Annotated in this window: 27 protein-coding genes; 1 reads left to right on the top strand and 26 read right to left on the bottom strand. The window is 52.1% G+C overall.

What is annotated here, in order from left to right:
* Window positions 1–41: 41 nt before the first annotated feature.
* The 7 genes from JW937_00695 to JW937_00665 all read right to left on the bottom strand — a co-directional run bounded on the left by JW937_00695 (window position 42) and on the right by JW937_00665 (window position 7,142).
* Complete coding sequence (locus JW937_00695; protein ID MBN1585929.1) at window positions 42–1,466, bottom strand: TolC family protein; 1,425 nt, start codon at window positions 1,464–1,466, stop codon at window positions 42–44.
* Complete coding sequence (locus JW937_00690; GenBank protein MBN1585928.1) at window positions 1,459–4,617, bottom strand: efflux RND transporter permease subunit; 3,159 nt, start codon at window positions 4,615–4,617, stop codon at window positions 1,459–1,461. The genes JW937_00695 and JW937_00690 overlap by 8 nt, the downstream gene beginning before the upstream one ends.
* 4 nt (window positions 4,618–4,621) lie before the next feature.
* Window positions 4,622–5,020 (bottom strand): periplasmic heavy metal sensor, encoded by a 399-nt coding sequence (locus tag JW937_00685; protein MBN1585927.1) that lies wholly within the window; start codon window positions 5,018–5,020, stop codon window positions 4,622–4,624.
* Complete coding sequence (locus tag JW937_00680; GenBank protein MBN1585926.1) at window positions 5,017–5,496, bottom strand: zf-HC2 domain-containing protein; 480 nt, start codon at window positions 5,494–5,496, stop codon at window positions 5,017–5,019. The genes JW937_00685 and JW937_00680 overlap by 4 nt, the downstream gene beginning before the upstream one ends.
* A gap of 84 nt (window positions 5,497–5,580) precedes the next feature.
* Entirely contained in the window at window positions 5,581–6,147 is a 567-nt protein-coding gene (locus tag JW937_00675; GenBank protein ID MBN1585925.1) for a sigma-70 family RNA polymerase sigma factor, read from the bottom strand.
* A 98-nt stretch (window positions 6,148–6,245) separates the two neighbouring features.
* Window positions 6,246–6,665 (bottom strand): hypothetical protein, encoded by a 420-nt coding sequence (locus JW937_00670; GenBank protein ID MBN1585924.1) that lies wholly within the window; start codon window positions 6,663–6,665, stop codon window positions 6,246–6,248.
* 36 nt (window positions 6,666–6,701) lie between these two features.
* On the bottom strand, window positions 6,702–7,142 hold the full coding sequence (locus tag JW937_00665; protein MBN1585923.1) for a glycine zipper 2TM domain-containing protein: 441 nt from the start codon (window positions 7,140–7,142) through the stop codon (window positions 6,702–6,704).
* A 229-nt stretch (window positions 7,143–7,371) separates the two neighbouring features.
* On the opposite strand from JW937_00665, the gene JW937_00660 reads away from it, so the two are divergent.
* A complete protein-coding gene (locus JW937_00660) occupies window positions 7,372–7,836 on the top strand; it encodes a GyrI-like domain-containing protein (protein MBN1585922.1) in 465 nt (154 codons plus the stop codon).
* An 82-nt stretch (window positions 7,837–7,918) separates the two neighbouring features.
* Here the strand turns inward: JW937_00660 and JW937_00655 are convergent, their stop codons facing one another.
* The 19 genes from JW937_00655 to JW937_00565 form a co-directional block, all read right to left on the bottom strand.
* Window positions 7,919–8,500: a MarC family protein gene (locus JW937_00655; protein MBN1585921.1), complete on the bottom strand. Its 582-nt coding sequence runs from the start codon at window positions 8,498–8,500 to the stop codon at window positions 7,919–7,921.
* Between the two features lie 70 nt (window positions 8,501–8,570).
* A complete protein-coding gene (locus tag JW937_00650; GenBank protein ID MBN1585920.1) occupies window positions 8,571–9,245 on the bottom strand; it encodes an inorganic diphosphatase in 675 nt (224 codons plus the stop codon).
* 47 nt (window positions 9,246–9,292) lie between these two features.
* On the bottom strand, window positions 9,293–9,775 hold the full coding sequence (locus tag JW937_00645; protein MBN1585919.1) for an Hsp20/alpha crystallin family protein: 483 nt from the start codon (window positions 9,773–9,775) through the stop codon (window positions 9,293–9,295).
* 48 nt (window positions 9,776–9,823) lie between these two features.
* A complete protein-coding gene (locus JW937_00640) occupies window positions 9,824–10,240 on the bottom strand; it encodes an Hsp20/alpha crystallin family protein (protein ID MBN1585918.1) in 417 nt (138 codons plus the stop codon).
* A 41-nt stretch (window positions 10,241–10,281) separates the two neighbouring features.
* A complete protein-coding gene (locus tag JW937_00635) occupies window positions 10,282–10,734 on the bottom strand; it encodes an Hsp20/alpha crystallin family protein (protein MBN1585917.1) in 453 nt (150 codons plus the stop codon).
* Between the two features lie 37 nt (window positions 10,735–10,771).
* A complete protein-coding gene (locus JW937_00630; protein MBN1585916.1) occupies window positions 10,772–11,281 on the bottom strand; it encodes an Hsp20/alpha crystallin family protein in 510 nt (169 codons plus the stop codon).
* A 161-nt stretch (window positions 11,282–11,442) separates the two neighbouring features.
* Complete coding sequence (locus JW937_00625; GenBank protein MBN1585915.1) at window positions 11,443–11,838, bottom strand: response regulator; 396 nt, start codon at window positions 11,836–11,838, stop codon at window positions 11,443–11,445.
* 118 nt (window positions 11,839–11,956) lie between these two features.
* A complete protein-coding gene (locus JW937_00620; protein MBN1585914.1) occupies window positions 11,957–13,372 on the bottom strand; it encodes a HAMP domain-containing protein in 1,416 nt (471 codons plus the stop codon).
* A 65-nt stretch (window positions 13,373–13,437) separates the two neighbouring features.
* The gene (locus JW937_00615) at window positions 13,438–14,109 is read right to left on the bottom strand and encodes a response regulator transcription factor (protein MBN1585913.1); all 672 of its coding nucleotides are present in this window, start codon (window positions 14,107–14,109) and stop codon (window positions 13,438–13,440) included.
* A gap of 60 nt (window positions 14,110–14,169) precedes the next feature.
* Window positions 14,170–14,424 carry a hypothetical protein gene (locus tag JW937_00610; protein ID MBN1585912.1) on the bottom strand — a complete coding sequence of 85 codons (255 nt, stop codon included), beginning with the start codon at window positions 14,422–14,424 and terminating at the stop codon, window positions 14,170–14,172.
* A 70-nt stretch (window positions 14,425–14,494) separates the two neighbouring features.
* The gene (locus JW937_00605; protein MBN1585911.1) at window positions 14,495–15,046 is read right to left on the bottom strand and encodes a tyrosine-protein phosphatase; all 552 of its coding nucleotides are present in this window, start codon (window positions 15,044–15,046) and stop codon (window positions 14,495–14,497) included.
* Window positions 15,047–15,116: 70 nt separating this feature from the next.
* Window positions 15,117–16,490: an MFS transporter gene (locus JW937_00600; protein ID MBN1585910.1), complete on the bottom strand. Its 1,374-nt coding sequence runs from the start codon at window positions 16,488–16,490 to the stop codon at window positions 15,117–15,119.
* A 143-nt stretch (window positions 16,491–16,633) separates the two neighbouring features.
* Complete coding sequence (locus JW937_00595) at window positions 16,634–18,304, bottom strand: STAS domain-containing protein (protein MBN1585909.1); 1,671 nt, start codon at window positions 18,302–18,304, stop codon at window positions 16,634–16,636.
* 147 nt (window positions 18,305–18,451) lie between these two features.
* On the bottom strand, window positions 18,452–20,689 hold the full coding sequence (gene katG, locus JW937_00590) for a catalase/peroxidase HPI (protein MBN1585908.1): 2,238 nt from the start codon (window positions 20,687–20,689) through the stop codon (window positions 18,452–18,454).
* A gap of 323 nt (window positions 20,690–21,012) precedes the next feature.
* Window positions 21,013–21,432, bottom strand: a complete 420-nt coding sequence (mscL, locus tag JW937_00585; protein MBN1585907.1) for a large-conductance mechanosensitive channel protein MscL — start codon at window positions 21,430–21,432, stop codon at window positions 21,013–21,015.
* A gap of 273 nt (window positions 21,433–21,705) precedes the next feature.
* Window positions 21,706–22,746 (bottom strand): glycosyltransferase family 9 protein, encoded by a 1,041-nt coding sequence (locus tag JW937_00580; protein ID MBN1585906.1) that lies wholly within the window; start codon window positions 22,744–22,746, stop codon window positions 21,706–21,708.
* 268 nt (window positions 22,747–23,014) lie between these two features.
* Complete coding sequence (locus tag JW937_00575; GenBank protein MBN1585905.1) at window positions 23,015–24,328, bottom strand: amino acid permease; 1,314 nt, start codon at window positions 24,326–24,328, stop codon at window positions 23,015–23,017.
* 17 nt (window positions 24,329–24,345) lie between these two features.
* A complete protein-coding gene (locus tag JW937_00570) occupies window positions 24,346–24,666 on the bottom strand; it encodes a DsrE family protein (protein ID MBN1585904.1) in 321 nt (106 codons plus the stop codon).
* A gap of 13 nt (window positions 24,667–24,679) precedes the next feature.
* Window positions 24,680–25,243, bottom strand: a complete 564-nt coding sequence (locus JW937_00565) for a class I SAM-dependent methyltransferase (protein MBN1585903.1) — start codon at window positions 25,241–25,243, stop codon at window positions 24,680–24,682.
* Between the last annotated feature and the right edge of the window lie 5 nt (window positions 25,244–25,248).

The raw sequence follows: 25,248 nt of genomic DNA, 5'->3' as shown, positions 1-25,248 counted from the left end.
ATCTGACAGACTACCCCTTGATTCAATGTCTGTCAAAACTTCTATTGGGAATGCTTTTCCTGGATCTGTTCGGGAGAAACCAGACGGTCGGTCAAGCGCTGCCATTCCAAAATGAGCTCTTGCAAGCGCACCTGGTGCAGCACAAGATTAAAGCGGTTGGTGTCCAGACCATTGACGGCTTGGATATAGTCGTTGAGGGTGACCTTTCCGTAGGTGTAGTTCTCGGATTCATCCTCCAAGACAGATCGGGAAAGCGCGATCTTTTCGTTGGCGATCGCAGCCAGTTCCCGTTCGCGGTCAATCTCCAAGCGCAGATTCCGGATCTGGGTGTACAGCCGGAAATGCGTATTTTCCACGTCGAGTTCTGTGCGCCGCCGCTCAATCTTGCTGAGCTCATGCTCTGCGCCGTCCACCTGGTCCGGAAACGGCCACTCCACACTGAAGCCTGCGAATAGCACGCTGTCCTCCCGCACGACTTGGAATTCTTCTCCCTGCAGTTCATAACTCAGCAGGAGGTTAATGGAGGGCAGCAAATCGTCCGCTTCGCGAGCCACTTCCAGACCGCTTTTTTGCTCCAGCAAGTCCAGCACCTGGTAGGTCCGGCTCTGATTCCGGAACTCCGTATAGTCCTGGATAAAATCATTCTCCGGGCCCGCAAAGGGATCAGGCAAGTTTGGAACGTATTCCGCGTCATCCGGGGCGCGCATCGCAGTCAAAATCACATTTTCCGCGCGCCGGTAAGTGTTTTGCAATTCCAAGAGTTTTTCCCGTTTCGCCATAACCTGCAGCGTGATCTTGTTGACGTCGATTTCCTTGGCAATGCTGCTGCCTTGGCGCTCCTTGATATTGTCCAAAAGCTTGAGATTTTCGCGGTAAGAAGACTCCCCGATCTCGACATTCTCATAGGCCTCATCCCAAACCAGGTAGGCCTCAATCAGCGTGGCCATGTAATCTTCATAGGCTTCCACGATCTGGTGGCGCGCCACCTCGACTTCAAGCCCCACGATCTTATCCAGGAGCCGGGTGGACCTGCCAAAGGCGTTTTCGGCAATCGGCTGAGAGAGGGTCAGCCCAACCGACGAACTGCTATCCGTGTTGGTGAATCTGGGGCTCGCGGAATAATCCACGCTGATCTCCGTCCCTGTATGCGGAAAAAGCTTGCTCAGGCCCATGGACACATCGGGCTCTTCCCTTCCTTGATTCAGGTAAAAGGCGTACTGCCCTTTGACGGAGAGCACCAAATCCCGGGCCGGCAGCCGGAGGGCCTTTTGATACTTGAGGGCGAGCTCCTCAATGAGGATACGCTCGAATTCCGTGTCCTCCTGCGTCGCCTTTGTCAGGAATTGCTGCAGGCTGAGTTTTTGTGGGGAGACTGTGTCCCGGGTTTGAGAACGTCCCTGACTTGTTCCCAATAGAAGGAGAATTCCAAGACTCAGAATCGGGATCCATTGGCAGCGCTTAAGCACTCAGAACCCCCTCCCGGGATTTGGACTGCGTAAGCCCGAAATCATGCCCCACGCGATACACACAAGGCATGAGCAGCAAGGTGATTAGAGTCCCAAAAATCATGCCCCAGGTCAGGGCCAACATCATCTCGGCCAGCATGGCATCGTAGCCGGCCAAACCATAGGCCGTGGGGAACATACCGACTACGGTGGTGATGGTGGTCAGCAATACGGCCCGTAAACGCGTCTTGGCGATCTCGGCAATCTGAGGGTTCACAGTTTCAGGGGACTGTTTGGGATCAAAGTCCTTATCCAATTTGACCATCATGATAATCGAATCGTTGATAACCACTCCGGCTAATCCCAAAGCACCCACGGCCGCATAAAAACCGAACAACATTTTGCCGTGCAGATAGAAGGCTAAAATAATCCCCACAAGGCCGAAAGGAATGACCAGCATAATGATCACGGGTTTGATCAAGGATCCAAAGAGGATCGCCAAAATAAAGTAGATCAGAAGAAGCGCCAGAATCACCGCATTGCGAAAGTCGCTCTGGGATTCCCGGGTATCCTGAATCTCTCCGGCAAAGGTCAAAAGCGTGGTTGGGTATTTGGAAAGAATCTTCGGAAAGACTTCCTTCTCAAGAACTCCGGCCGCATCCAAAGGAGTCCACTGACTGCCGGGACTCAATCCGGCATAAATGCGCGAGGTTCGTTTTAAATCATGCCGCGCGATGGAACTAGGCGACATCACGGGCTCCACAGTCACGATATCTGCCAGAGGAACCAGATAGTTGCTGCGATTTTCCACCGGGATCCTGAGGACTTGCTCAATGCTCGTCTTGGCCTCATCCACCGTAGTCAGCCGGACACGGACTTCCTCATCTCCATCGGAGAATTCGTAGAGCACACTCCCTTCCAAAGCCGCCCTGAAGGTGGATGCCACATCGGAGGGACTGATGGACAAGCGCTTGAGTTTTTCGCGATTCAGGCGAATTCGATACTCCGGAATCATCAAACCCTCGTCGATTTCCACATCGCGTAATTCAGAGTACTTCTGCATCTCCTCCACCAAGGTTTCCAGGATCTGCGCGCGGACAGCATCGTTATTCTGTTGGACTAAAATCTCGATCGGACTTCCGGACTCCTGGCCCCAGCGGCTCTTCCGAAACTCCACCTTCCCGTATCCCTCAAGCCCCTTAACCTTCTGCTCGATCTCCGCAATCAGCTGATTGGCTGACTTTCGACGCTTCTCCTTGGGCACGATCTCGATAGTTATCCGGAATTTATTTTCTTCGGCTGAACCTCCACGCCGGCTCCGGGCAATTCCAGACCGGAACCCCACGACTTCCTTCCCTAAATATGGGGCAATCACATCCTCTATTTCCTGAATTTTCTCCGCAGTTTCATACCGGGTCATCTGAGACCGGGTCTCCCCCGTAAGAACCAGATCGCGCGTTTCCTCATTGGGAAACATCTCATACTTCATTTTTTGAGTCAGTACCACACTCGCCAAAACAAGAAGCAGCCCAAATCCCAGGAAGACAAATAATCTGTACGGCAACACCCGCTTGAGAAAGGCTGCATACAGATCTTCGATTCCCTCAAACCAGTGGACCTTTTCTCTTGACTCAGGGGCTTCCCTCCGGGTTGATCCGCTGAATCGCCGGAGAAAAAGAGGCATGGGAAGCTGCATGTGAGCGGGCAGAATAAAGAGCGATTCAAAAAGACTCGCCCCCAACATCAAGAAAATCACAGGAGGGATGAATTCGATAAAAGCCCCAAATCGTCCTTCAAAAAAGTAAAGAGGGATAAAGGCCACGCAAGTAGTCAAAATGCTGGCGACAATGGGCAAGAGAACAAAAGACGTTCCTTCCACAACGGCTTTAGCCTCGGCAACACCTTGGCGCAGCAGCCGGTTGATGTTTTCCGCCACCACAATGGCATCATCCACCACAATCCCCAGCACAATAATGACGGCAGCCAGCGTGGTCCCGTTAATGGTGTAGCCCATCAGATGGCCGCCGATCATGGTCGCGCAAAGACTGAAGGGAATACCCATGGCCACCCAAAGACCGGAACGCTTATTGAGAAACACAAAGAGCATTCCCAAAATGAGCACGAAACCGATCCCTCCATTCAGGCTGATGAGAGAAAGCCGGTTGCGCACATCAATGGATTCGTCGTCCAGAAGAAACAATTCAATGGGCGTATCTTTTAGATTCTGCACGCGGAACTTCCCAACCACCGCTTCGACCACATCCAGAGCCTCCAGGATTCCCGAGGAGGTGCTTTTGACCGCATTCAAGATCACGGCCTCATGACCATTCACCTTGATAATGGAGTCATTCTTTTCAAATCCGGATTCCACTTCTGCGACTTCCCCAAGCCGGACTACTTGTCCCTCAAATCCGCCCTGGATGATGAATTCCCTAAACTTCTCCGGACTATCCAGCTCTGAAAGAACCGTAACCTTGGGTTCCTCCCGGGCCTCCAGGGACCCTGCGGGCTGCCGGATGTGGTTTTCCCGAATCTCCCTCAGAACCGTGTTAAAGGGAATGTCGTAGCGGACCAGGCGTTCCGGATAGGCCCGTATCTGGATTTCCTCCTGCAGGTAGCCTCTGCGGTTGATATCACTGACCTGAGGCAGGCTCAAAAGTTGGGTCTCCAGGGCCAGCGCGTACTCCTGGAGTTGCTTGCGGGTTTCGAGGTCCAGCAGCCGGGCGTCTTTGTGAATGAGCGCGATGTCCAAGATCGCCTTTTTCGCAGTCTTGAACACCCGCACATTGGGGTCATCGATGATATCATCCGGCAGGTTTACATCGAGCACCGTGCTGCGGATTTCGGTAAGGACTTCCTCTATGTTGGGGATTCCCCTTTCCAGCTCCACATCAATGCTGGACTGCCCCACGCTGGAAGTGCTGGTAAGACGGTAAACCCCATCCACATTCCGAAGCTCTTCTTCCAGGGGCCGCGTGACAAAATACTCCACATCCTCAGCAGGGGCTCCCGGATAACGCACGGATACATGCACATGGTCGAAGGTAATGGCGGGCATCTCTTCTTTGCTGGTCTGTTGCCACGCAAAGACGCCCCCGATAAGAACCGTGAGAAATATGAGATTGGTCAGCAGATGCCGTTCGGCAAAATACGCGATCAGTTTTTCACACATAGATCTATTTGGATTCCCACTCCATGCGCTGATGTCTATTCCCGCGTCGAGCCTGATGATCCTGCCGGGCAGCCTCCAGCGCTTTATATTTCTCCTGCTGTTCCGGATTGAGCATACTCAGAATCTCCACGTTGGTCTTCTCGCGCAAGGCCTCCATCTGCGGTTTCATTTGCTCCCGGAGACCGCGGAACTGCTCCCGCTTTGAATTCAAGATGGTTTGGAGCTGCGTTGCCTGCTGTTCATTCAAATTAAGCGCCCTGCTGAAATGCTCAAGCCTCTGTTGAGGATCATGCCACTTCTTGTGGCTCATGGATTGGTTCTTCCCCCCAACCCAACCCAGGCTCAAACCCAACAAAAATACAACAATCAAGATTGCCAAACGTTGCAGGCGTAAGTTTCTCATGACCACTCTCCTAGAGTATATTCGAGGACGTCTCCCGCATCCCAATTGTCCTCGAGCAATGCATCAACAGCTGTGTTTTGGCCGCTATTCTGTGAAAAAAGATTCAAGCCCGTGGCAGGCAATTCTGCGCCGTTCCCGTTGACGACAAAGAGGAAAAGCCCCAGAGCCAGGACCGGGGCTGCCGCCCATCCTAAATCCAAGGTCCAATCCGGGATTCTCAACGCCGGGAACTGCCACAGCCGTGTGGCGGGGGCGCTTTCCTGCCGGACCCGATCCATCACCCCCTCGACAAAAGCATTGTCTTCACTCCAGGGCGCCGTGGAAAACAGCGCCTGCGATAGAGCCCTTAGCTCTTCGTAGCGCTCTTGGCAGAACTCGCAGCTTTCAAGATGGGCACGAATTTCCCCGGCCTTCGGCTCAGGCAATTCGCCGTCAAAATAGGTGTTTAGATCGATTTCGGATATGTGTGGTGACATAACTCATTTCCTGGTTGACCGGGTGTCAGGCACCACTTGTGAAGCATCTCAATTAGACTGTGGTGCCTGACACCCTTCTGAACTTTAGACGTTTCCGGGGGTCCGGAAGTGTCCCAGTTTATCCCGGAGTTCCGACCGGGCCCTGCGCAGCTTCGCTTTGACCGAATCCAGGGAAGAATCCAGGATTTCCGCAATTTCCGCGTAGCTAAGGCCTTCCACCTCCCGAAGTGTCAAGACCTGGCGGTAATCCTCACTCAGCTGCCCCAAAATCCGATCCCGCAGTTCGGCTCTCTCCATCTCTTCGCGGGGATTCGTGGGGTCCAGGGCCAAAACCTCTGCCTTTTCCCCCTCCTTCTCCACAAGCTGCTCCCAGGAGAAGGCCGGCCGGCGCCCTTTCTGTCTGAGAAGGTCCTTACAGTGATTCACGGCGATTCGATAAAGCCAGGTGGAAAATTTGGATTGGCCCCGAAATCTCTTGAGGGATTTGTACGCCTTGATGAACACCTCTTGGGCAGCATCATCGGCGTCCGTCTGGTTTCCCAATACAGAATAGCAGTAACGGCGCAACGGCCCCTGATGCCTGGCCACCAAGGTGGCATAAGCATCAGGGTGACCGGAAAGAACTTCCTGGACAACGGCCGCGTCGTGCATCTGTGCATTATAGCGCGACCCCGCATTTCAGGGACGGTTCTCGCCTTCCCTTTACACTGCAGCGAGTTCCGTGAGAACCGTCCCCTTTCCGCACTCCTCTACCGCCTGGCAATCTGACTGTCCAGGCCATACACGGCCTTAAGCTGATCGAGCGTAGGCATGTTCAGGTACTGCTCGCCTCTGGGCCCTATATAGACCCCGTTCTCCTGCTGCAAAGTCACCGGGGTAAAGCTGCCGTTATCATTCGGTATATTGATGACCACTGTCCTGTTAAGGCCACTTCTCTGCCTCCGCACGACATTGCAGTCTTGAAGTTGGTAGATAGGTTCAACGGTTTTGATAACCTGGATGCGGTTGCGGTATGCACGGCGCGGACTGTGATCCGCATTCTTTCCTCTCCATCCATTCCACCCTCTCCAATTGCAGGAACCCGCCCATGCATCCCCTGCACTCAACAACACCAGAAGCCCGATCACCAGTCCTGCTGAAACACCTCTGAGAGTCTTTGTGTGAGTCATTGTTTTTCCTTTCCTCCGTGGCTGAATGACAGCATGTCAAAATCCGTAGACAGGCCGCAGTTGATCCTCTGTAGGCAGATTGAAATAATGTTCCCCTCTGGGCCCAACGTAGATATTACCCCGGCGCTGTACGGTTACCGGCGTAATCGAACCATTGCTGTTTTGTACGTTGATAACCACGATATTGGCGTCGCGCCGCGCCTGGGCTGTTTCCGCATAGAGCTGATCTTTGTCCTGTTCGTTCCCAATCATATAGCCGCCCGCTCCGCCGATGGCAGCACCTAACAAAGCACCTTCGGCTGTGCTATCGGATTGATGGCCGGCAATAGCCCCAACACCGGCGCCAAACAGACTGCCAAACACAGCACTTTCCGGAGCCCGGCGTCCGTACGCCCCACTGGTTTGGCAACCGGCCAGGGAAACACTTGCGACAACAAGGATCAGCACTGCGGAAATTCTGGAAACAGATCGAATCATGGATTGCTCCTCCTTTCACTGCTTAGACGAGGAGAAACAGAGGCGGGTGTCACCAAATTTACTTTTATTAAAGTGGCTTCAAAATATTAGATCTGCTGCCACACTTTCTTTCTCATTGCATCCCTCTGTGGTAGCCTAAGGACACATCTTGGGGACGGTTCTCATGGAACTCGTTGGAGTCACAGGGGTAGGCGAGACCCGTCCCTGATATCATACAGAGGAGACTTTGATGGCTGAGATTCAAGCGGTACGAAAGGAAGCGATTCGAGTGGCGAGTGTTCGCCACATTGGCCCTTATGCGAAGAGCAAACCCGCCTGGGACAAGTTGATGAGTTGGGCCGGGCCCAAGGGCCTTCTTTCTGAGAACTCCACCTATTTGGGCATTGCCTACGACGACCCTGACAAGGTGCCTGCCGACAAAATTCGTTACGATGCCTGCGTGAGCGTGGGACCGGAGGTCCAGGGTGAGGGAGACATCACCATCAAAGAAATACCGGCCGGGGACTATGCCGTCGTAATCCACGAAGGCCCTTATGAAGACCTGCTTTACACCTACGAGGAACTGTTCGAAGAGTGGTTACCGGATTCCGGCCGGACCTGGAACAAAGGCCCCTGCATCGAGGTCTATTTAAACAATCCAGAGATTACGGCACCTGAAGCACTCCGGACCGAAGTGTGGATGCCTTTGAAGTAAGTTCTGTCCAGGCCCGTATCACTCAGACGGCTTCTCGAAGCTGCTCCAGGGGGAATTCAGCCCAAACGTGTTGTTTTCATGGTTAGGACAGAAAGACCTCGACCCCCCGGCGAATCATCCGTACACCAATAGCGGCCAACACCAAACTGGCAATCTTGGATATTGCCTTCATACCCGACTTGCCGACAAAGCGGTCGATCACCGGCGCAAAGAAGAAAGTCAGGCCCGCAAGAGCGATGTTGATGGCAATCGAAAGTGCGGTCATCGCTTGTCCATACTGATGGCTGACCAGGAGGATCGTTGTCAGCACGGCCGGCCCGACAATCAGCGGAACTCCAATAGGAACCACTCCAAGGGTGTCTCCATCCACTTTGCGTTGAATCTTTTCGCCGAGCAACAAATCGCTGATTGAAATCAACAGAAGAAGAAGACCACCTGCAATCATGAAATCCCCTGCCGTCACGCTGAGCGCATTAAGAAAAGCCTCTCCCACAAAAAGAAACCCGTACGCGACCAGAAGAGCCGTCCACATCGATTGGGTCAGAACCCGCTTTAGCCGTTCCTTATCCACACCCTCGGTAATCTTCATGTACATCGGGAGAACGCCGAGGGCATCCACGGCCACCAGCAAGGGAATGAAGCACAGCCAAAAAGATTCAATCACTTTGATTTATCCTATCCGTTGATCAGCATACAATGCGTGATTTTCACTTCCGTTTGAGGATATCCGGGCCTCAATCCGAGAATAGTACACCGTCGACAAGTGCGGAATTTAAGAGCTTCTGGGCCTCCTCAGGACCTGCAAAACCCCCGGAGGTCATTTTCCCCTGCCCCTTGTAGTTCAGAAAGAATGTTTCGATAATGGCAGTAATCCCCGGGAAACCTTCATCCAATTCCTGGATCGAATGAATCCCGCCAAAGATACCGTCCGGCGCCACGGCAATGAGCTTGTCATCTGTCTCACCGCGATCCACAAGCTTAATCACACCAATAGGTGCGACACTAACCACGGAACCTCGAGGGCAAGAGCTCCCGAGAAACACAACATCCAGCGGATCCCCATCCCCGCCCGACTCTTCGGAAAGCACTGTATTGGGGACCATCCCGTAATTGAATGGATAAGGCAAATATTGGACAACCCGGGGGATCTGGTCCGCAAAATCCCGCTTGAGATAGCCTTCAGGGTTCTCCGCAGCCCCTTTGACCTCCCATTTCTCGTTGGTCCCGGCCGGAATCTCCACAACCATATTGACCGTTCCGTCCTCATTGCCGGAAGAGTACCCCGTCAAAAAGCTTCTCTCCCCCGCCCATGTGTGCCCGTCGATAGGGCGAAGAGATGTCTCTTCGCCCTGGCACACTCCGGTCAAAACGAACGCAAGTAGTGCAAGTCCCAAAAGGACCTTTTTCATCAGTATACTCCACACATTGCACGCAATTGCGGGGGCTCTAATCCTCTCTATCTTCCCACATTCACCGGGATCTGACGACCCGCCGCTGAAGCCATTTTGGGAAGTTTCACTTTGAGCACGCCCTTCTTGTATGTGGCCTGCACCCTGTCTTCCGCCACTTCACAAGGCAGAGGGACCGCCCTATGGAAAGCTCCGTAACTGCATTCAGTATACTGGTATCCCTTCCCTTTTTCCTTCCGGCTATTTCGTTTTTCTCCCCGGATTACAAGTTTTTGCCGGTCAAGATCCACGCTGAAATCTTTTTTGTCCATCCCCGGCAGCTCCACCGTGACAACTATGTCACTGCCCTCATCCTCCACATCGACCGAGGGTCCGTTCCACCCCGGCCAATCAGCATTCGAAGTACCGGATAAGGACATCTCCTTTTCTCGGCGCAACCTGCTCACCCACCGGCTAAAAGTGGTAGACACCTCATCCCGCAGGCTGGCCAAAGAGGACGACCATTGAACTGGCAATAGTTCTTTCTTCATTTTCACTTCCTCCTCCTCTCTGTGCCTCTAGTCCACTTCTTGATCAATTCAGGAAACCACCTTCACCTCGATTTTCTTCGGCTTGGTTTTCTCCGCTTTGGGTAACTGAATGGTCAACACTCCATATTTGAGATCGGCACTGATTCTTTCCTGGTCCACTTCATCCGCAAGTTGAAACTGGCGGTAGAACGTTGCCAGATCGAATTCATGGTGGACTGTGTTTTCGGATATCTCATATGAACAAGGGCATTCCAAGGTGAGTATCCCATTGTCTACTCTGACATTGACTGATTCCTTAGCCACTCCCGGCAAGTCAGCCACAATAGTCAACCCATCGGAGTTTTCGTAGATATCCACCGGGGGTGCCACATATCTCGAATCCTCTCGAGTTGACAAGTCTTTCTTTTCTACACTTTGAGGCAACAAAGATGTATCTGAACTCGTGGTAGTAATATCCTTGCTCATCTCACTCCCTCCATTCTTTGACGTTCTTCTCGCATCACGACTTAGCCCACTTTAACGTCGATTGCTTTGGGTTTTGCCCGCTCGGACTTAGGCAGTCTGATCCTAATCAGTCCGTTATTGCAGTTGGCTGTTACTTTCTCCGGATCGACTTCAGCCGGAAGCGTAATGGAACGACTAAACTTGCCCGCAGGCCGTTCGCTCCGGTGAATCGCTTCGGATTTTACTTTCTCGGAAATCGAAAGCCTTTCTCCTCCAACATGAAGCTGGTCTCCAGCCACGGTTATCGAAATAGACGCCGGCTCGACTCCGGGCACCAATGCGTCGACAACAAATTCCTCCCGGTCATCAGCAACGTTCAACAGCGGGTACCTTCTCGCCGATGACCCCGGCAATACGGACCGGAATCCGGAATAATTCAGGCCATTCAGAACCCTGTCCAGCTCCGCTTTCATCCGTTCCATCTCATCAATCACACTCCACGAAAATGAACTCATTTTGTCCTCCTTGTCACTTAAAGTTACTTTCTGCTGTCTAGATAACCGGTACCTTGGTAGCTTGCTTTTCCTGACCCGACGGCTGAAGCTTGGGAAGAGTAACGAGTAACACGCCATTCTTGTACTCGGCCTTTGCTTTCAACGTGTCCACATTTTCCGGAAGAGGAATCTGCCGGCTAAAGGACCCAAAAGTGCGCTCGCTTCGATAGAAGTAGTTGCCTTCATCCTCGTTGCGGCTCTCTTCCGTGCGGTCACGCTCGCCCGAGATCCGCAGCACATTGTCCGTCACCTGAACGTCTATCTTGTCTTTCTCCATACCAGGCAGATCCACCTTGACGGTGTATGCTCCCTTTGTTTCCTGGATCTCTACATCCGGATCAAAGAATCCGCCCCGCGGCGAGAAACTAAGACCCTCTACGCCGGGGCCCGGAAACATTTGATGACTAGCCAGTACCGACTCCATTCTGCGTTGCATGGCAGCCATCTCTTCCCAAATGCTTTGCATCTCGGAGAAGGGATCCCACTCGTGCACTCCCGCTTTCTCCATTGGATCCCCTGTGACAGAGTCCTGATTCACAGACGTATTCACGTTCACCGGGACAGCCGTGGAATTAGCAAACGCGCTTTCGACCCAGATTAAGCGTACGGCCTCAAACATAAAGGCCAGCAAGAGGACACTCGCTATCCCTACCCACATTCCAGTCCTCTTCATTTCTCAACCCCTTTCTGCTGCTCTGCAGCTTTCTGATCCTCAATATTTAGGAGACGATTCACCTTTTTCTCCAACACAGCCCATCCGTCCGCCTTATCGTGATATTCGTCGGCGTCCGATACGAATTCCTTCTGGTCCTCCACCGGAAATACGCTGCTTACAACCACCAACACCTTAGGGTGAAAGCTGGCTATCACATCATTGAGCGTATCCCCCTGGATCTCACCCAGATTCAAATCCAAAAGCACTAAGTCAACGCCTTCCTTGTCTACGACACTAAATCCCGAAACCGCATCCGACGCCTGAAATACATCATGCCCCCGGTCAGCAAAGTAGATCGCGCAGGTCTCGCGGATTCGCTTTTCATCGTCCACAACCAGGATTTTGGCCATCTCACCCTCCTTTTAGGCAAAGCATATCAAAGGGATCCTTAAAGGAGGGTTAGACGAAGGTTAAATTTTTCTTATTTTTCCAGGGAACCTGCGAAGGGAAAGGAGGCCGCCTGCCGGACTAGGCGAGCGGCAAATGAAGTATGAAGGTCGAACCTGCACCGAGCTGGCTGTTTACGCAAAGTCTTCCCCGGTGGGCTCTTGCAATGGCTTGAGCAATACTCAGTCCCAAGCCTGTTCCGGGTTCGATCTCTTCGCTTTCCTGAGGAACCCGGTAGAATTGGTCAAAAATCTTGAGCACATTTTTTTCGGATATTCCCATTCCAAAGTCCTGCACGGAAACAACGGCTTCCTTGCCTTCCTTCTCCAACCGGAGGATGATCCGGCTGGTCCGTGGGGAATACTTAATCGCGTTGTTAACCAGGTTGAATACCAACCGTCGCAAATGAACCTTATCCGCCTGAACAAAAACATTCTGAGAAGCACATTCCAGCTCAACGCGCATCTCCTTTGCTTCAGCCAACACCTGACTATGCTCAAATATTTCGCCTAAGAATTCACAGAGGTTTATCCTTTCGAGCTGCAACACATCAGGCCGGTAATCCACCCGAGCCAACAATAAAATATCCGTAATAATCCGGTTAATATTTTGTATCTCTTCCAAACAGTTTTGAACAACAGTTTGAAAGTCCTCGGGGGATTTAGCCTGTTCTGCCGCCACTTCCATCTCACCCCGAATTATCGCCAGCGGCGTCTTCAGCTCATGGGCTACATGAGAACTAAACTGATTAATATGCGAGAACGATGTTTCTAAGCGCTCAATCATTCTGTTCAGGGATTCGATTAGATAACATATCTCTTCATCAGCCCCCACCTCCGGAATACGCACATGCAAATCCTTGGCACTAATTCGGTTGGCGGATTCAATAATCCGGCGCACGGGTTTCAATATTCTTGATACAAAAATCCCTCCCACAAAGCTGGTCAGCAACAGAATACCGAGAATGCTTATGCCGCTCGCAACAACAAATTTGCGCAGCATACCGTCAATACGGCGCAGAGATGTCCCGATCTCAATCACATAGGGAACCTTAAAGGATGAGACAAAGGGATAGCGCACAATCCGTAAGTGGGCCTCTCCAGTCATAGTCGTTTTAAAAGCGGTCTCCTCGCCAGAGGCCGCAAAATACTGGTCAAACTGTGTTTGAAGCTCGTCAGGAAACTGGCCTGATTGCATGACCACTTGTCCCTGCGCATCCATAACCCGGATGAAGTCATCCTTGTAATCAAGGAGTTCGGACTGAGATTTCCAGAGACTGTCGATAATCTTCCTTGCCTCGCTTTTCACTACCGGTGGGCCGATACTAATACGGTTTCTTGTTACGGTCACCGGCATTGTTGCCCGTTCCGACAAGGTTACTTTCTCATAGGCATTAATGATATTGGATAGCTCCACCGCGGAAATTCTGAGCTTGTCGTCCACATCGGCGAGAAGGGCCCGGCGGGAGATTTCGAACAAAGCCGCACTGTTGGCCATAAGTACGCTAAGAAGAATGATGGAATATACAACGCTGGCTCTAAATCGTATCGATTTATAGCGCATTAGGACCCTTTGATCATATAGCCCACTCCTCTTACAGAATGGATGAGTTGTTTTGAATACCCCGTGTCCATTTTCTTTCTAAGATAACTTACATAAACGTTGATCACGTTGGTAAAGGTGTCAAAGTCGTCGTTCCAAACATGCTCCGAGATCATGGTGCGCGTGACTACCTCACCGGCATGGATCATAAGATATTCCAAGAGCGCATACTCTGTACTGGTCAGCTCGATCTCCCGGCCGGCGCGGTGCACCTTTCGAGTGGCTTGGTTCAGCACCAAATCCGCGACCCGGAGCTCGGTTTGCTTTTCACCGCTTTGTCTGCGCAAAAGCACCCGCACACGGGCCAGCAACTCTTTGAAGGAAAAGGGTTTTGTTAGATAATCATCCGCTCCTGCATCCAGTCCTGTCACCTTGTCGTCAATATCTCCCTTGGCAGTGAGCAAAAGGATCGGAACGGAGATATTCTTTTCCCGCAATTCCTTACAGACTGTGATACCGTCTTTGCCGGGAAGCATCCAGTCCAAAATGATGAGGTCATAGGAATTGGATACGGCCATAAAGAGCGCATCCGGCCCGGTGTAAGCCGTATCAACCGCATAGTGCTGTTCCTTGAGCCCTCTCTCCACAAAACTAGCAAGTTTCTTTTCGTCTTCGACCACAAGAATACGCACGGCATTCCCCCGCTTTTCCAGTACCTTGAAGATTGTTCTCTGGCCCAGCAGATAATCCGGCTAGTCGCTGCAAAAGATGCTGATAAATTCTTTTAGTGCCTCGCCGGCCGCATCGACGCTCCCGGTAATACCGTCCACAATGGCTTTGGCTTCTTCCCCGATCATCCGCGGCGGAGCCTTAATGAGCCTGTTGCGCCACTTACCGCGCTGCTCTTCCTTTTCCAGTTCCCAGACTTCTTCAACATAGGCCTTTTTCGCATTTTTCGGACCTTGATAAAAGGTCCAGTAAAAAGGCGCCCCGACAACTTGGACCAATCGTCTGGAAATATTGTAGACATGATGCGGAGGGGATAACGCATACGCTTGCGGACAAACCAAAAGTGCGCTAAAAAGAACTACCCCGGCTGTTTTGGTGGGACTCCACATATTCATAGAGAATTTTCCGGTCTTTGAGTTGGTGAATATATTTCTTAAGAACCACCTCGCCCCGATAGGGCCAGAATCCGTGATCCAATGCTTCTTTATAGCCCTCTTTGGGGCCCTTTCCTTCCACAATGGTGCGATACACGGCAATCATGGCACCGGTTCGGTCCCGGCCATTGCTGCAGTGCACAAACACGGGCTGGTATTGCGGCCCCAAAACTGTCTGCAGAAATTTTAGAACGTTTTCATCCTCAGGCCAAGTATAGACGCCCAAAGGAATATGCACGTAGTTGAACCCGTATTCTGCGGCCACTTTCTTTTCTTGGGGCTCGTATCGAGTATCGTCGCTTAGATTGACGATTGTTTTAATACCCAGGGACTTTAACCGAGTATAGCCCTCGGGCTTCGGGTAGGCTCCCCGGTACAAATTATCCGTAACCTTTGAAAATGCGGGGATATCCACAAACGGGTCCTTCAGATATCCGGCATAGGCACATCCGGAAAGTACAATCACAGAGGCAATAACACATCTTGTCAAATGACCTCTCATAGCGCTCCTCTACTATTTTGCCATCACCAATCCTTCACAACTGGGCCGGAAGATTTCCTGTCATTCCACGAATCCAGGAGGCCCAAACCCCGCAGGCGCAAAATGCGGCGAAGACCCTAAAGGCCATTCCTGTGCCCAGGACTAAGGCCGCGTGAACTTCGGGTGTAATGGGGACCTTCCCAACGTAGACAGTCAATAGCCACATCACCAGCCCTAAGCTCAGCATTTGGCCGGTCAGACGCATGGTGCCCAATGTGGCAGAGGCTACTCCATAGAACTTGCTCTCCACAGAACCCATCACGGCATTTGTATTCGGTGATGAAAAGAGAGCAAAACCCAAGCCAAGTAACAGAAGACACGCAATCACAAAAGCCAGCGAACTTTGCTCGTTCAGGAAACTCAACAAACTCAGACTGATAGCAATCAGGCCCATTCCGACCGAAGCCACGATTCTCGACTCCACCCGGTCCGAAAGCCTCCCCGCAAACGGCGAAAACACACTCATCACCACCGGCTGCGCCACCAGCACCAGTCCCGCATGCGCAGGATCCAGTCCTTTGACAAATTGCAGATACAGACTCAACAACAATCCCACACCAAAGGTGGCACTGTAGTTGATCAGCGCAGCCAGATTCGAGAACGCGAAGACACGGTTGTCCAAGAACAGCTTCATGTCCAGGACAGGATGAGGTGTTTGGATTTCCCACCTAATAAAAGCTCCCAAGCCGGCTATTCCAAGGCCCACGAGATAGAGACCTGCTCTTGCCGGCAACAGGGTCAGTCCATACATCAACAAAATCAGCATCACTCCGTAAAGGACCGAACCCACAATATCCAGTCTCTCTCCCTTAGCCTCGGCCCACTCCTGTTTGATAGCGCTCAGAACAAACAGGCGAACCATTGCGCTCACCAGCGCATTTGCCCAGAAGATGCTCCGCCAGCCCAAATACTGGGTCAGTAATCCTCCTAAAAAGGGGCCCAAAGACAGCCCTAAATAGACTGCCGCCACATTAATCCCCAAGGCCTTACCTCGTTGGCCGGAAGGAAACACCGAGGTGAGCATTGCCACTCCGGTGCCGAACATCATGGCGTTCCCGATCCCCTGCACCACGCGACAACCGATCAGCCAGGCGGATCCGCCGGCCAGGGCGCATAAAACCGAAGAAACCGCATCGATCCATATCCCAACGGTGAATACGCGTTTTCTCCCGTAAATATCCGCAACTTTACCGATAGGGACCAGGAAGACAGCAGCAGCCAAAAGATACGCGGTGGGAAGCCAACCCAGCAGCACGGCGTCCATGGAGAGTTCTCTCCCGATGGTGGGCAGAGCAATATTGATGGAGGACCCCATAAAGGGGGTCAGAAAGGACCCCAGCGTGGCCGCAAGCAGAACGGCCCTCTTGATAGATTTGTCTGTCTTGAGAGAATTAGTCTGCAAGAGACCTGCTACTTATTCTTTTTCTTTTCCCGCTTGGCTTGTTTTTTCTCCTTGGCTGTCTTCTGGGGTTTTTTCTTTTCGTTCTTTCTCGCGTTTTGTTCTTTTCCCATCTATTTGTCCTCCTGTTCACTTATCTTCAGCACTTCCCGGGCACGTTCCAATGCCGCGTCAATATTGGGCAACACATTCTCTTCGCCGATTTCCTCGTAAAGCCCTGATTGCCTCAAGGCCATCATCGGTTGCGCATGAATCCCGGAAAGCACAACAGCCAGATTGTGTTTCTTTGCATTCCTTACAACATGCCGCAGCGCATTCAAAGCCGTCGCGTCGACACTCAATACATTCCGCATTCTGAGAATCCGCACCTTCGGCTGTTTCTCGATATTATTCATTGTTTCAATAAATGTCGATGCCACACCAAAAAAGAAGGCGCCAATGATTTCATAAACTTCAACACCATTCGGAATCTCCTCCTGGTGCAACTCTAGATCATCCCCGTTGTCCTCGTTTGCCTTGAAGTCCCTCGAGATAATTCCGATATTCGGAGTCAACGAAAGCCGGTGAATCAACAAGAAAGCAGACAACACAACCCCGACTTCAATGGCAACCGTCAAGTCCATAATGACCGTTAAAAGAAACGTAATAAGAAGGACAACCACATCACTCCGGGGCGATCTTAGGATCATTACAAACGACTTCCATTCGCTCATGCGGTAGGCAACCAACACAAGAATCCCCGAAAGACAAGCGAGAGGAATATAGACGACCCATTTCGCAAACAGGTACATGATCAGCACAAGCGTTAACGCGTGGACAATTCCTGCTACCGGAGTGCGGCCTCCATTGTGGACATTGGTAGCCGTTCTTGCGATCGCTCCCGTGGCAGGCATGCCTCCAAATAGCGCCGATGCGATGTTCGCAATACCTTGTGCAACCAACTCAGTATTAGACCGGTGCTTTCCTCCGATCATTCCATCCGCGACAACTGCAGATAAAAGCGATTCAATCCCGGCCAAAATCGCAATGGTAAAGGCCGAAGGAAGCAGCGTTTGGACCATATCCAAATTGATAGCCGGAAAAACCGGCCATGACAAGGCATGCGGGATGTCGCCGAAACGGCTTCCGACGGTCTCGACAGGAAGCTTAAGGAAATAGGCCACGGCCGTAACGGTAAGCAACGCCACGAGAGATCCCGGCACTACTTTGGATAGTCTTTGCCATAGAAATATAATGATAACCGTTGTGAAACTCAGGACAACCGCGTAATGGTTGAAGCTAGTGATATGTTGTGAGTAAGCAACAATCTTATCCACAAATTCAGCGGGCACTTGATCCATCGAAAGGCCCAGAAAGTCCTTCACCTGGGCCAACGCGATAATCACCGCAATTCCCGATGTAAATCCGACCGTAACAGGGTAAGGAATGAACTTGAGCGCAACACCAAAGCCGACTAGGCCCATGATGATCAGAATAACTCCCCCCATCAAAGTGGCCAGGACAAGCCCGTCTATGCCGTATCTCTGGACAATTGCATACACAATCACGACAAATGCACCCGTCGGGCCGCCGATCTGGACCCGGCTGCCCCCCAAGGCTGAAATAAGAAATCCTGCCACAACAGCAGTCACAAGCCCCCTGTCCGGAGAAACACCGGAGGCAATCGCAAAAGCAATAGCAAGCGGCAAAGCCACAACGCCGACAATCAACCCGGCAATGAGATCCGAGCGAAACTGCGTGAACGAATAATCTTTAAGGCAAGTCAACAGCTTCGGTTTAAACATGGTGTTTTCGCAATTCCTTTGGAAACGTTTTGTGACAAAAAAAGGCGTTGCAGTCACCCACGAACTCCCGTTCGCCGCAACTGCAACGCCAGTATTATATAACAAAAGCTCCTTCTACCAGTCTCACACGAGTTTGGCTTCAGGCTTCTAACTTAGATCAAAGCGGTCGAGTCTCATCACCTTAACCCAAGCATCGACAAAATCGCTCACAAACTTTTCTTTAGAATCGTCAAATGCGTACACCTCGGCAATCGCCCGCAATTCAGAGTTCGAACCGAAGATCAGATCAACGGAAGTCGCTGTCCATTTTAGCTCGCCTGTCTTGCGGTCGTAGCCTTCATAGACGCCCTCAGACTCCGCAGACTGCTCCCATTTCGTGGATATATCCAGCAAGTTCACGAAGAAGTCAGCGCTCAGTGTCCCAGGTTGGTCCGTGAAGATCCCGTGTTTGGATTGCCCGGAATTGGCCCCCAGCGCGCGCAAACCGCCAACCAGAACGGTCATCTCGGGAACAGTAAGATCCAATTGGCTCGCCTTGTCCACGAGCATGTCAGTGGGGGACTTGCCGCAATTGTCGTCTAAGTAATTACGGAAACCATCTGCAGCCGGCTCAAGAAATGCAAAGGTGTTCACATCCGTTTGTGCCTGCGAGGCGTCCGTGCGCCCCGGCGCAAAAGGAACCTCGACGGTGTGTCCCGCATCCTTTGCCGCCTTCTCGATGGCAGCAGCGCCGCCCAAAACAATCACATCAGCCAAAGACACCTTCGTGTTATCCTTGCGTGAGTCATTGAAGTCCTTTTGGATCTTTTCCAGACTCTTGAGCACTTTCTGCAGCTCTTGCGGGTTATTGACCGTCCAGCTCTTTTGCGGCTCCAAACGCACCCGCGCCCCATTCGCGCCACCCCGCATATCGCTCACACGGAAGCTCGCAGCAGAGGCCCAGGCAGTTCTGACGAGCTCCGGGACCGTAAGCCCCGAATCGAGAATTTCTTTCTTGAGTTTCGCGATATCCGTACCCTTGACCAGGTCGTGATCCACAGGAGGCACAGGATCCTGCCAAATCAGCTCCAAGTCCGGAACATCCGGCCCAATATAGCGGGAGCGCGGCCCCATATCGCGGTGCGTCAGCTTGAACCAGGCCCGGGCAAAGGCATCCTTGAATTCTTCAGGATTTTCGTGGAAGCGCATTGCTATTTTCCGGTAAGCGGGATCCTCCTTGAGTGACAGGTCTGTGGTGAGCATGATGGGGGCGTGAAACTTCCCTTCAATATGCGCATCCGGCACCATACCGGCAGCGGACTCATCGGTTGGAATCCACTGTATCGCCCCTGCAGGGCTTTTCGTTTGCTTCCACTCGAATTTGAACAAATTCTCCAGAAACATCGTCGTAAAGACGAATGGAACCGATGTCCATGCGCCCTCTAAGCCGCTGGTGATGGTATCTTCCGCATTGCCTTTACCGAAGGAGCTTTTCCAGCCAAGGCCTTGCTCTTCGATCGGAGAACCCCCCGGTGCAGGGCCCACATATTCCTTGGGATCAGCCGCGCCGTGAGTTTTGCCAAAGGTATGTCCGCCTGCAATCAGCGCAACCGTCTCTTCATCATTCATTCCCATACGAGCAAAAGTCTCACGAATATCCTTTGCCGCGGCGACTGGGTCGGGGTTGCCATTCGGGCCTTCAGGGTTCACATAAATAAGGCCCATCTGGGTTGCGCCCATGGGATTATCCAGCTTTCTGCCTTCCATGTGGCGTTCATCACCCAACATTTCAGTCTCAGGGCCCCAATAGACCAGATCCGGCTCCCAGTCGTCTTCACGCCCGCCGGCAAAGCCAAGGGTCTTGAAGCCCATATTCTCCATGGCCACATTGCCCGTTAGAACCAGCAAATCAGCCCAGGAAATCTTTCTTCCATACTTCTGTTTGACAGGCCAAAGCAAGCGCCGTGCCTTGTCGAGATTCGCGTTGTCCGGCCAGCTGTTGAGAGGATCAAAGCGCTGCTGGCCACCCCCGGCACCGCCCCGGCCGTCCCCCTGCCTGTAAGTGCCCGCGCTGTGCCAGGCCATCCGGATAAAAAACGGCCCATAGTTACCGTAATCCGCCGGCCACCAATCCTGAGATTGCGTCAGTAGGCCGTTAATATCCTTCTTCACGGCCTCAAGGTCGAGACTCTTGAATTCCTCTGCGTAATTGAATTCCTCGCCATACGGATTGGATTCAGGAGAATGTGCCCGAAGCGGGCTGAGATCCAGCTGCTCCGGCCACCAGAATTTGTTTGGCTTTGCATGTCCCTTGTCCGGGACGGGACTGGCCAAAACGACTGTGCATAACAGCATAGACAACAAGCATGCCATCGCTGCGGCCAGTGATAACTTGCGTGTATTCATGAGTTTTACCCCCTCCAGATTAATTCGGCTGGATCCCTAGTGTAGCGATAGACATTCCTGGTGGCAAGCACATACAAGAATGCAGGGCGAAGATCCTAACTTGTTGTACAGAAAAGAGAAAGCCCTTGGACATCATTAACGGCAGAACATTTCAAAGCTTCTTGTGCTCCACCCACCTTAGGAGGAGTGACCCAACCCCATTATTAAGCCGGTAGTAAGGAGAGTTCCTGGCTTGTTTGAGGTCCACCCCAAAAACCTTGTGGGAATGACATCATCCTTGCGCCTGGAAGGCTGCCAAGCAGCATTGTGCCCAAGTGGAAACTTCATCTCTTCGTGGCTAGAAGATTCCTGATTTCCTCTAGCAGCACTTCCTGACGGGGAGGGGCTGGGGGAGCCGCAGGAGCTGCCTCCTCCTTTTTCTTGGCTGCATTCATTACGTTGATCATCATGAATATCGCAAAGGCAACGATGACGAAATTAATAACCGTGTTCAGGAAAAGCCCGTAATTAATGGTGGCCGCGCCCACTTCCTTTGCTGCCTCAAGACTTGCATACTGGGTACCGCTCAGATTGATATACAAACTTCCAAAATCAACACCTCCCAGCAATTTTCCAATCGGCGGCATAATAACGTCATTTACCAGCGAAGCCACGATTTTGCCGAACGCGCCACCGATGATGATACCCACTGCCATATCAACCACATTTCCTCGCATTGCAAACGCTTTGAATTCCTGCAGCATCTTCATCTCTAATCCCCTCCCTACACTCCTTACCAGAAGCCAGCTCCAACTGGTTTCCACCACTCCTAAGGCATTGGACTGAGTAACAGTTATCCCGGAAACCTCTGATCAATCATTGCGCATCATACTTAATCCGGAACCATACGGCAAATACACCGTCTTGCATTTCCTAAACCAACGCCACAACCAAATCGAAACCATCCGTAACCTATTAGTCCACAGAGGGTTTTGAGAAATCTCCCCTTGCAGAATACTACAGACCAGCCGACCCTATCAGCCAAGCATAAGCTTCTGCTTCACCAAGTCCCATACACGCTGAAAATCCAGTTCTTCCATACAAACACCGTACGGATGCCTGTCTTTACAGGGATAGTTCTCGAAACCCGGATAGCAAGGCATGCAAGGCAGGTCCGCGCCGGTGGAAACCAGATTCCCCCGGTGAAAATAGGGGTAGATATAGTCCTTCGGAGTCGGTCCGTAGACTCCGATTGTTTCCATGCCCAAACAGCTTGCAAGGTGAAGCAGTCCGGAGTCAGGGCCAATAAAAACAGCGCATCTCTTCATCAAGGCCATCGCTTGTTTCAAGTTTGTCCCGTCCAGCGCCGAAACAATCCGATTGTCAATCTGCCGCCGGACAAGCTCCCTGAACCGTTCGTCTCCACTGCGGCCCAGAGCGATTGTCCTTATCCCGTGACCGTTTCGAAGAGCCTCGGCCAGTTCATTCCACTTTTCTATAGGCCAACTCTTTTGTGACCAAGCGGCCATCGGACAAATGGCTACCAGACGATCCCGAGCGCCTATCCCTGCCGCAGCCAGGAATTGGTCGCAAAAGATTTCATCCTCCGGTCTCCATGAAAACCCAAAAGCGGCTCTTGGCACATCGACACCGTAGCCGCGAAGATGTTCGAGATATCTATCAACCGGATGAGAGCGCGCCCGGTTTGATCTCATTGTGCGAACATCCCAAAGCTCCCAAATTTGGGGAATCGAGAGAAAGCGTTGCAGCAACGTCTTTTTCAGCACAACGGCAAGGTTGTAGCGCTTTGCACGCAACCGGCAAGCAAAATGGACTCTCTTCAGCACATTACGGCCAACGCTGCGCTTGTCCCAGCAAATTACCTCGTCCAGCCCAGTATAGCCGTTCATCAACTCCGCCCCGGACGGGGAGGTCAGGAAGGAAATCTCTGCCTGTGGAAAACAACTCCGCAGAGGCGCAACCACCGCCGCGTCGCAAACCACATCTCCGAGATTGGTGTGGCCGATAATCAAAATTTTACGGACTGCCTGAGAGCCCATCATTTCCTCCAGGTCCATTCATCACCTTGCCCTATTCCAGACGTGAACACAACGACAAACAACAGCCCGCTGCAACCTATTTTATTGCGGAGGGTTGGGGATGAAGGCTGCCTCTACCGGCCTCTTTTCGAACTTGCTTGATCACTATCAACAGGGGACACGTAACAAGCACATGTCCCCTGTTTCAGGGGCTCCACCGATTGGATGAGTTTAGCAACTTTTTCTTGGCGGAAGATGCCTTAACCGCAAACCCGCATTTTTGGGGAAGTCCTGACGTTCGTATGATCTATGCAGATTTCCTGAGAGCTATTTGCTGGGCGACCACCCACCATAACATCCCCAACATAATGAGGATAAACCCCGCAACCCAGACTTGAACCTCTACCCAAAAGGCCAAAAATAGACAGGCCCCAAGGCCGCCCCAGGCAAAAATCCGTGGATAAAGCCGCTGTTCCTTTGTCAGACGCAGGGCGGCGAAATTTGTAATGGCGTAATAAATGAGCACTGTAAACGCGCTGAACGTCCATGCCGTCTTGACGCTTCCCAGGGAGGCCAAACCGATAATAATCATTCCCACCACGATGACCGCCACATAAGGTGTCGTTTGCGTTGCGTTAAGACGCGCCACTGCCCCAGGCATATCGCCTCTCCGTCCCATGGCCAACAATACCCGTGATAAACCGAGGATCAAGTTGAGCAGAACCCCCAGCATGGCCGTCATAGCTCCCAAGGCCACCACTAAATGCACTCCCGCAGGTGAAAATCCACGGGCCACCACTTCCAGGGGAGCTGCCCCGGTATGGGCGGCTTGGCTAAGCGCTTCGGAACCGACGGCACCTACCGCCACCGCGCTAACCGCCGTATAAACAACGGCGGACACAATCAACGTAAGAACAATCGCCCGTGGAATGATGCGCCGGGGATCGTGAACTTCTTCCCCCAAAGTGGCAATTCGCCCATACCCCGTGTACGCCACAAACATCAATGCCGTTGCGTGAAGAAGCGCGGCCATCGCCCCTTTGCCATGTTCCGGTCCGGGAGCGAAAAAGGGAATAAAGCGGCTGTGATCCGTTGAGAAAACCGAAGGCAAGCCACAGACCACAAAAGCTCCGAGCGAAAGCAACGTCATACCAACAATCACACTATTAACCACGCTCGCCCGGCGAACACCGCTAAGCACTAACCCTGTGAATAGGACGCAAACCAACAGAGCAACAGGAACAAAATACCCGGACGGGAGCCCCAAACTGTTTACCAGATAACCGGAAAAGCCTAGAGATGCCGTGGCCGCCGAGGCGCTTTTGGCGCACAAAAACATCCATCCCGCAGTAAACCCAAAGAGGGGGTGCAAATAGTGGTATCCGTACTCGTATGTGCCGCCGCTTACCGGGTGATTAGCCGCCAACTGAGCGCTGCTAAACGCATTGCACATCGCCACAACCGCCGCCAGCAGGACAGCCAGAATAACGGATGGGCCGGAGATGCCCGCAGCAATTCCAACGGAAACAAAAACTCCCGTTCCCAGAATGGAACCCAGGCCCATCATCACAGCCCCGCCAAGCCCGATTTCTTTCTTTAGCAGGGGATTTTTGCCGTTCATTTCCGGCACAGCACCCTTTAAAATGTCACCACCTTGTCACTTTCTTTGACAATGTCATACATGTCCTTCATCGTGCTGATTGGACACATTTCAGAGCCTTCCTCATTGCGGGATTTGATGCACGTTCCGCAGGCACAAATCTCCCCACCTTCCTGCATTAATTTCTCAGCCTGCCCAATGGTATCGAACTTGTCCGTGCTGATATTCTGATACTCAACGCCCTTGCCCATGAAGAACACCTTCACATCGTCCTTCTGGCTAAGCGCAAAATTCGCGTACCGAAGCGCGTTCCAGCTTGTTTCCGCGTCATTTGACGAAATAATCACGCCGATTTTCATAGCGAACCCTCCTTCATTTACTCAAAACAATCCCATAATGATACGGTTTTAAATCATACCGTTGCGGCGAATGAAATCCTACGCCTTCCGCCCACCTGACACAATCTTCCGGCTTTGGCCGAATCTCCATCGAAGGCCCTCTGGGTGTCAACGGATCATAATTCCAATGGATAATGCTGAGCTTGCCGCCTCTGCGAAGAATCCGGCGCGCTTCACGAAGCAAAATGTCTGGCTGCTCAATATGGAGAATGTTGAAAAACATCACGAAATCAATGCTTTCATCCTCAACGCCCGTTCCATCAGCCACGACATCGCGGGTCGCGGTTACGATATTACTAAGCCCGCTTTGCCCCGCTTCCTTCCGGGTCAGCGACGTCATTGCAGAATCAATATCAATCGCAATCACCTTCCCCTTAACCATCCTCGCGGCAGGAATCGTAAAGGTGCCATAGCCGCAGCCGAACTCGACAACATCCCTGATTTTTTCATCCATTCCTAGCGTTGCCAAAATTTTCGCGGGATCGAAAAACTCTTCCCATATATCCTTCTCAGGCATACCGCTTTCCCGGCCTTTCATAAACG

The organism is Candidatus Omnitrophota bacterium (assembly GCA_016929445.1).
GTDB lineage: Bacteria > Omnitrophota > Gorgyraeia > JAFGIU01 > JAFGIU01 > JAFGIU01.
This window is presented reverse-complemented; position numbering and strand designations above follow the sequence as displayed.

What these genes read in the sequence shown, in the direction of transcription:
- JW937_00690 (MBN1585928.1), bottom strand. Translation starts at nt 4,617, where the DNA reads ATGTGTGAAAAACTGATCGCGTATTTTGCCGAACGGCATCTGCTGACC.
- JW937_00685 (MBN1585927.1), bottom strand. Translation starts at nt 5,020, where the DNA reads ATGAGAAACTTACGCCTGCAACGTTTGGCAATCTTGATTGTTGTATTT.
- JW937_00680 (MBN1585926.1), bottom strand. Translation starts at nt 5,496, where the DNA reads ATGTCACCACACATATCCGAAATCGATCTAAACACCTATTTTGACGGC.
- JW937_00675 (MBN1585925.1), bottom strand. Translation starts at nt 6,147, where the DNA reads ATGCACGACGCGGCCGTTGTCCAGGAAGTTCTTTCCGGTCACCCTGAT.
- JW937_00670 (MBN1585924.1), bottom strand. Translation starts at nt 6,665, where the DNA reads ATGACTCACACAAAGACTCTCAGAGGTGTTTCAGCAGGACTGGTGATC.
- JW937_00665 (MBN1585923.1), bottom strand. Translation starts at nt 7,142, where the DNA reads ATGATTCGATCTGTTTCCAGAATTTCCGCAGTGCTGATCCTTGTTGTC.
- JW937_00660 (MBN1585922.1), top strand. Translation starts at nt 7,372, where the DNA reads ATGGCTGAGATTCAAGCGGTACGAAAGGAAGCGATTCGAGTGGCGAGT.
- JW937_00650 (MBN1585920.1), bottom strand. Translation starts at nt 9,245, where the DNA reads ATGAAAAAGGTCCTTTTGGGACTTGCACTACTTGCGTTCGTTTTGACC.
- JW937_00645 (MBN1585919.1), bottom strand. Translation starts at nt 9,775, where the DNA reads ATGAAGAAAGAACTATTGCCAGTTCAATGGTCGTCCTCTTTGGCCAGC.
- JW937_00640 (MBN1585918.1), bottom strand. Translation starts at nt 10,240, where the DNA reads ATGAGCAAGGATATTACTACCACGAGTTCAGATACATCTTTGTTGCCT.
- JW937_00635 (MBN1585917.1), bottom strand. Translation starts at nt 10,734, where the DNA reads ATGAGTTCATTTTCGTGGAGTGTGATTGATGAGATGGAACGGATGAAA.
- JW937_00630 (MBN1585916.1), bottom strand. Translation starts at nt 11,281, where the DNA reads ATGGAGAAAGCGGGAGTGCACGAGTGGGATCCCTTCTCCGAGATGCAA.
- JW937_00625 (MBN1585915.1), bottom strand. Translation starts at nt 11,838, where the DNA reads ATGGCCAAAATCCTGGTTGTGGACGATGAAAAGCGAATCCGCGAGACC.
- JW937_00620 (MBN1585914.1), bottom strand. Translation starts at nt 13,372, where the DNA reads ATGGCCAACAGTGCGGCTTTGTTCGAAATCTCCCGCCGGGCCCTTCTC.
- JW937_00595 (MBN1585909.1), bottom strand. Translation starts at nt 18,304, where the DNA reads ATGTTTAAACCGAAGCTGTTGACTTGCCTTAAAGATTATTCGTTCACG.
- katG (MBN1585908.1), bottom strand. Translation starts at nt 20,689, where the DNA reads ATGAATACACGCAAGTTATCACTGGCCGCAGCGATGGCATGCTTGTTG.
- mscL (MBN1585907.1), bottom strand. Translation starts at nt 21,432, where the DNA reads ATGCTGCAGGAATTCAAAGCGTTTGCAATGCGAGGAAATGTGGTTGAT.
- JW937_00580 (MBN1585906.1), bottom strand. Translation starts at nt 22,746, where the DNA reads ATGGACCTGGAGGAAATGATGGGCTCTCAGGCAGTCCGTAAAATTTTG.
- JW937_00575 (MBN1585905.1), bottom strand. Translation starts at nt 24,328, where the DNA reads ATGAACGGCAAAAATCCCCTGCTAAAGAAAGAAATCGGGCTTGGCGGG.
- JW937_00570 (MBN1585904.1), bottom strand. Translation starts at nt 24,666, where the DNA reads ATGAAAATCGGCGTGATTATTTCGTCAAATGACGCGGAAACAAGCTGG.
- JW937_00565 (MBN1585903.1), bottom strand. Translation starts at nt 25,243, where the DNA reads ATGAAAGGCCGGGAAAGCGGTATGCCTGAGAAGGATATATGGGAAGAG.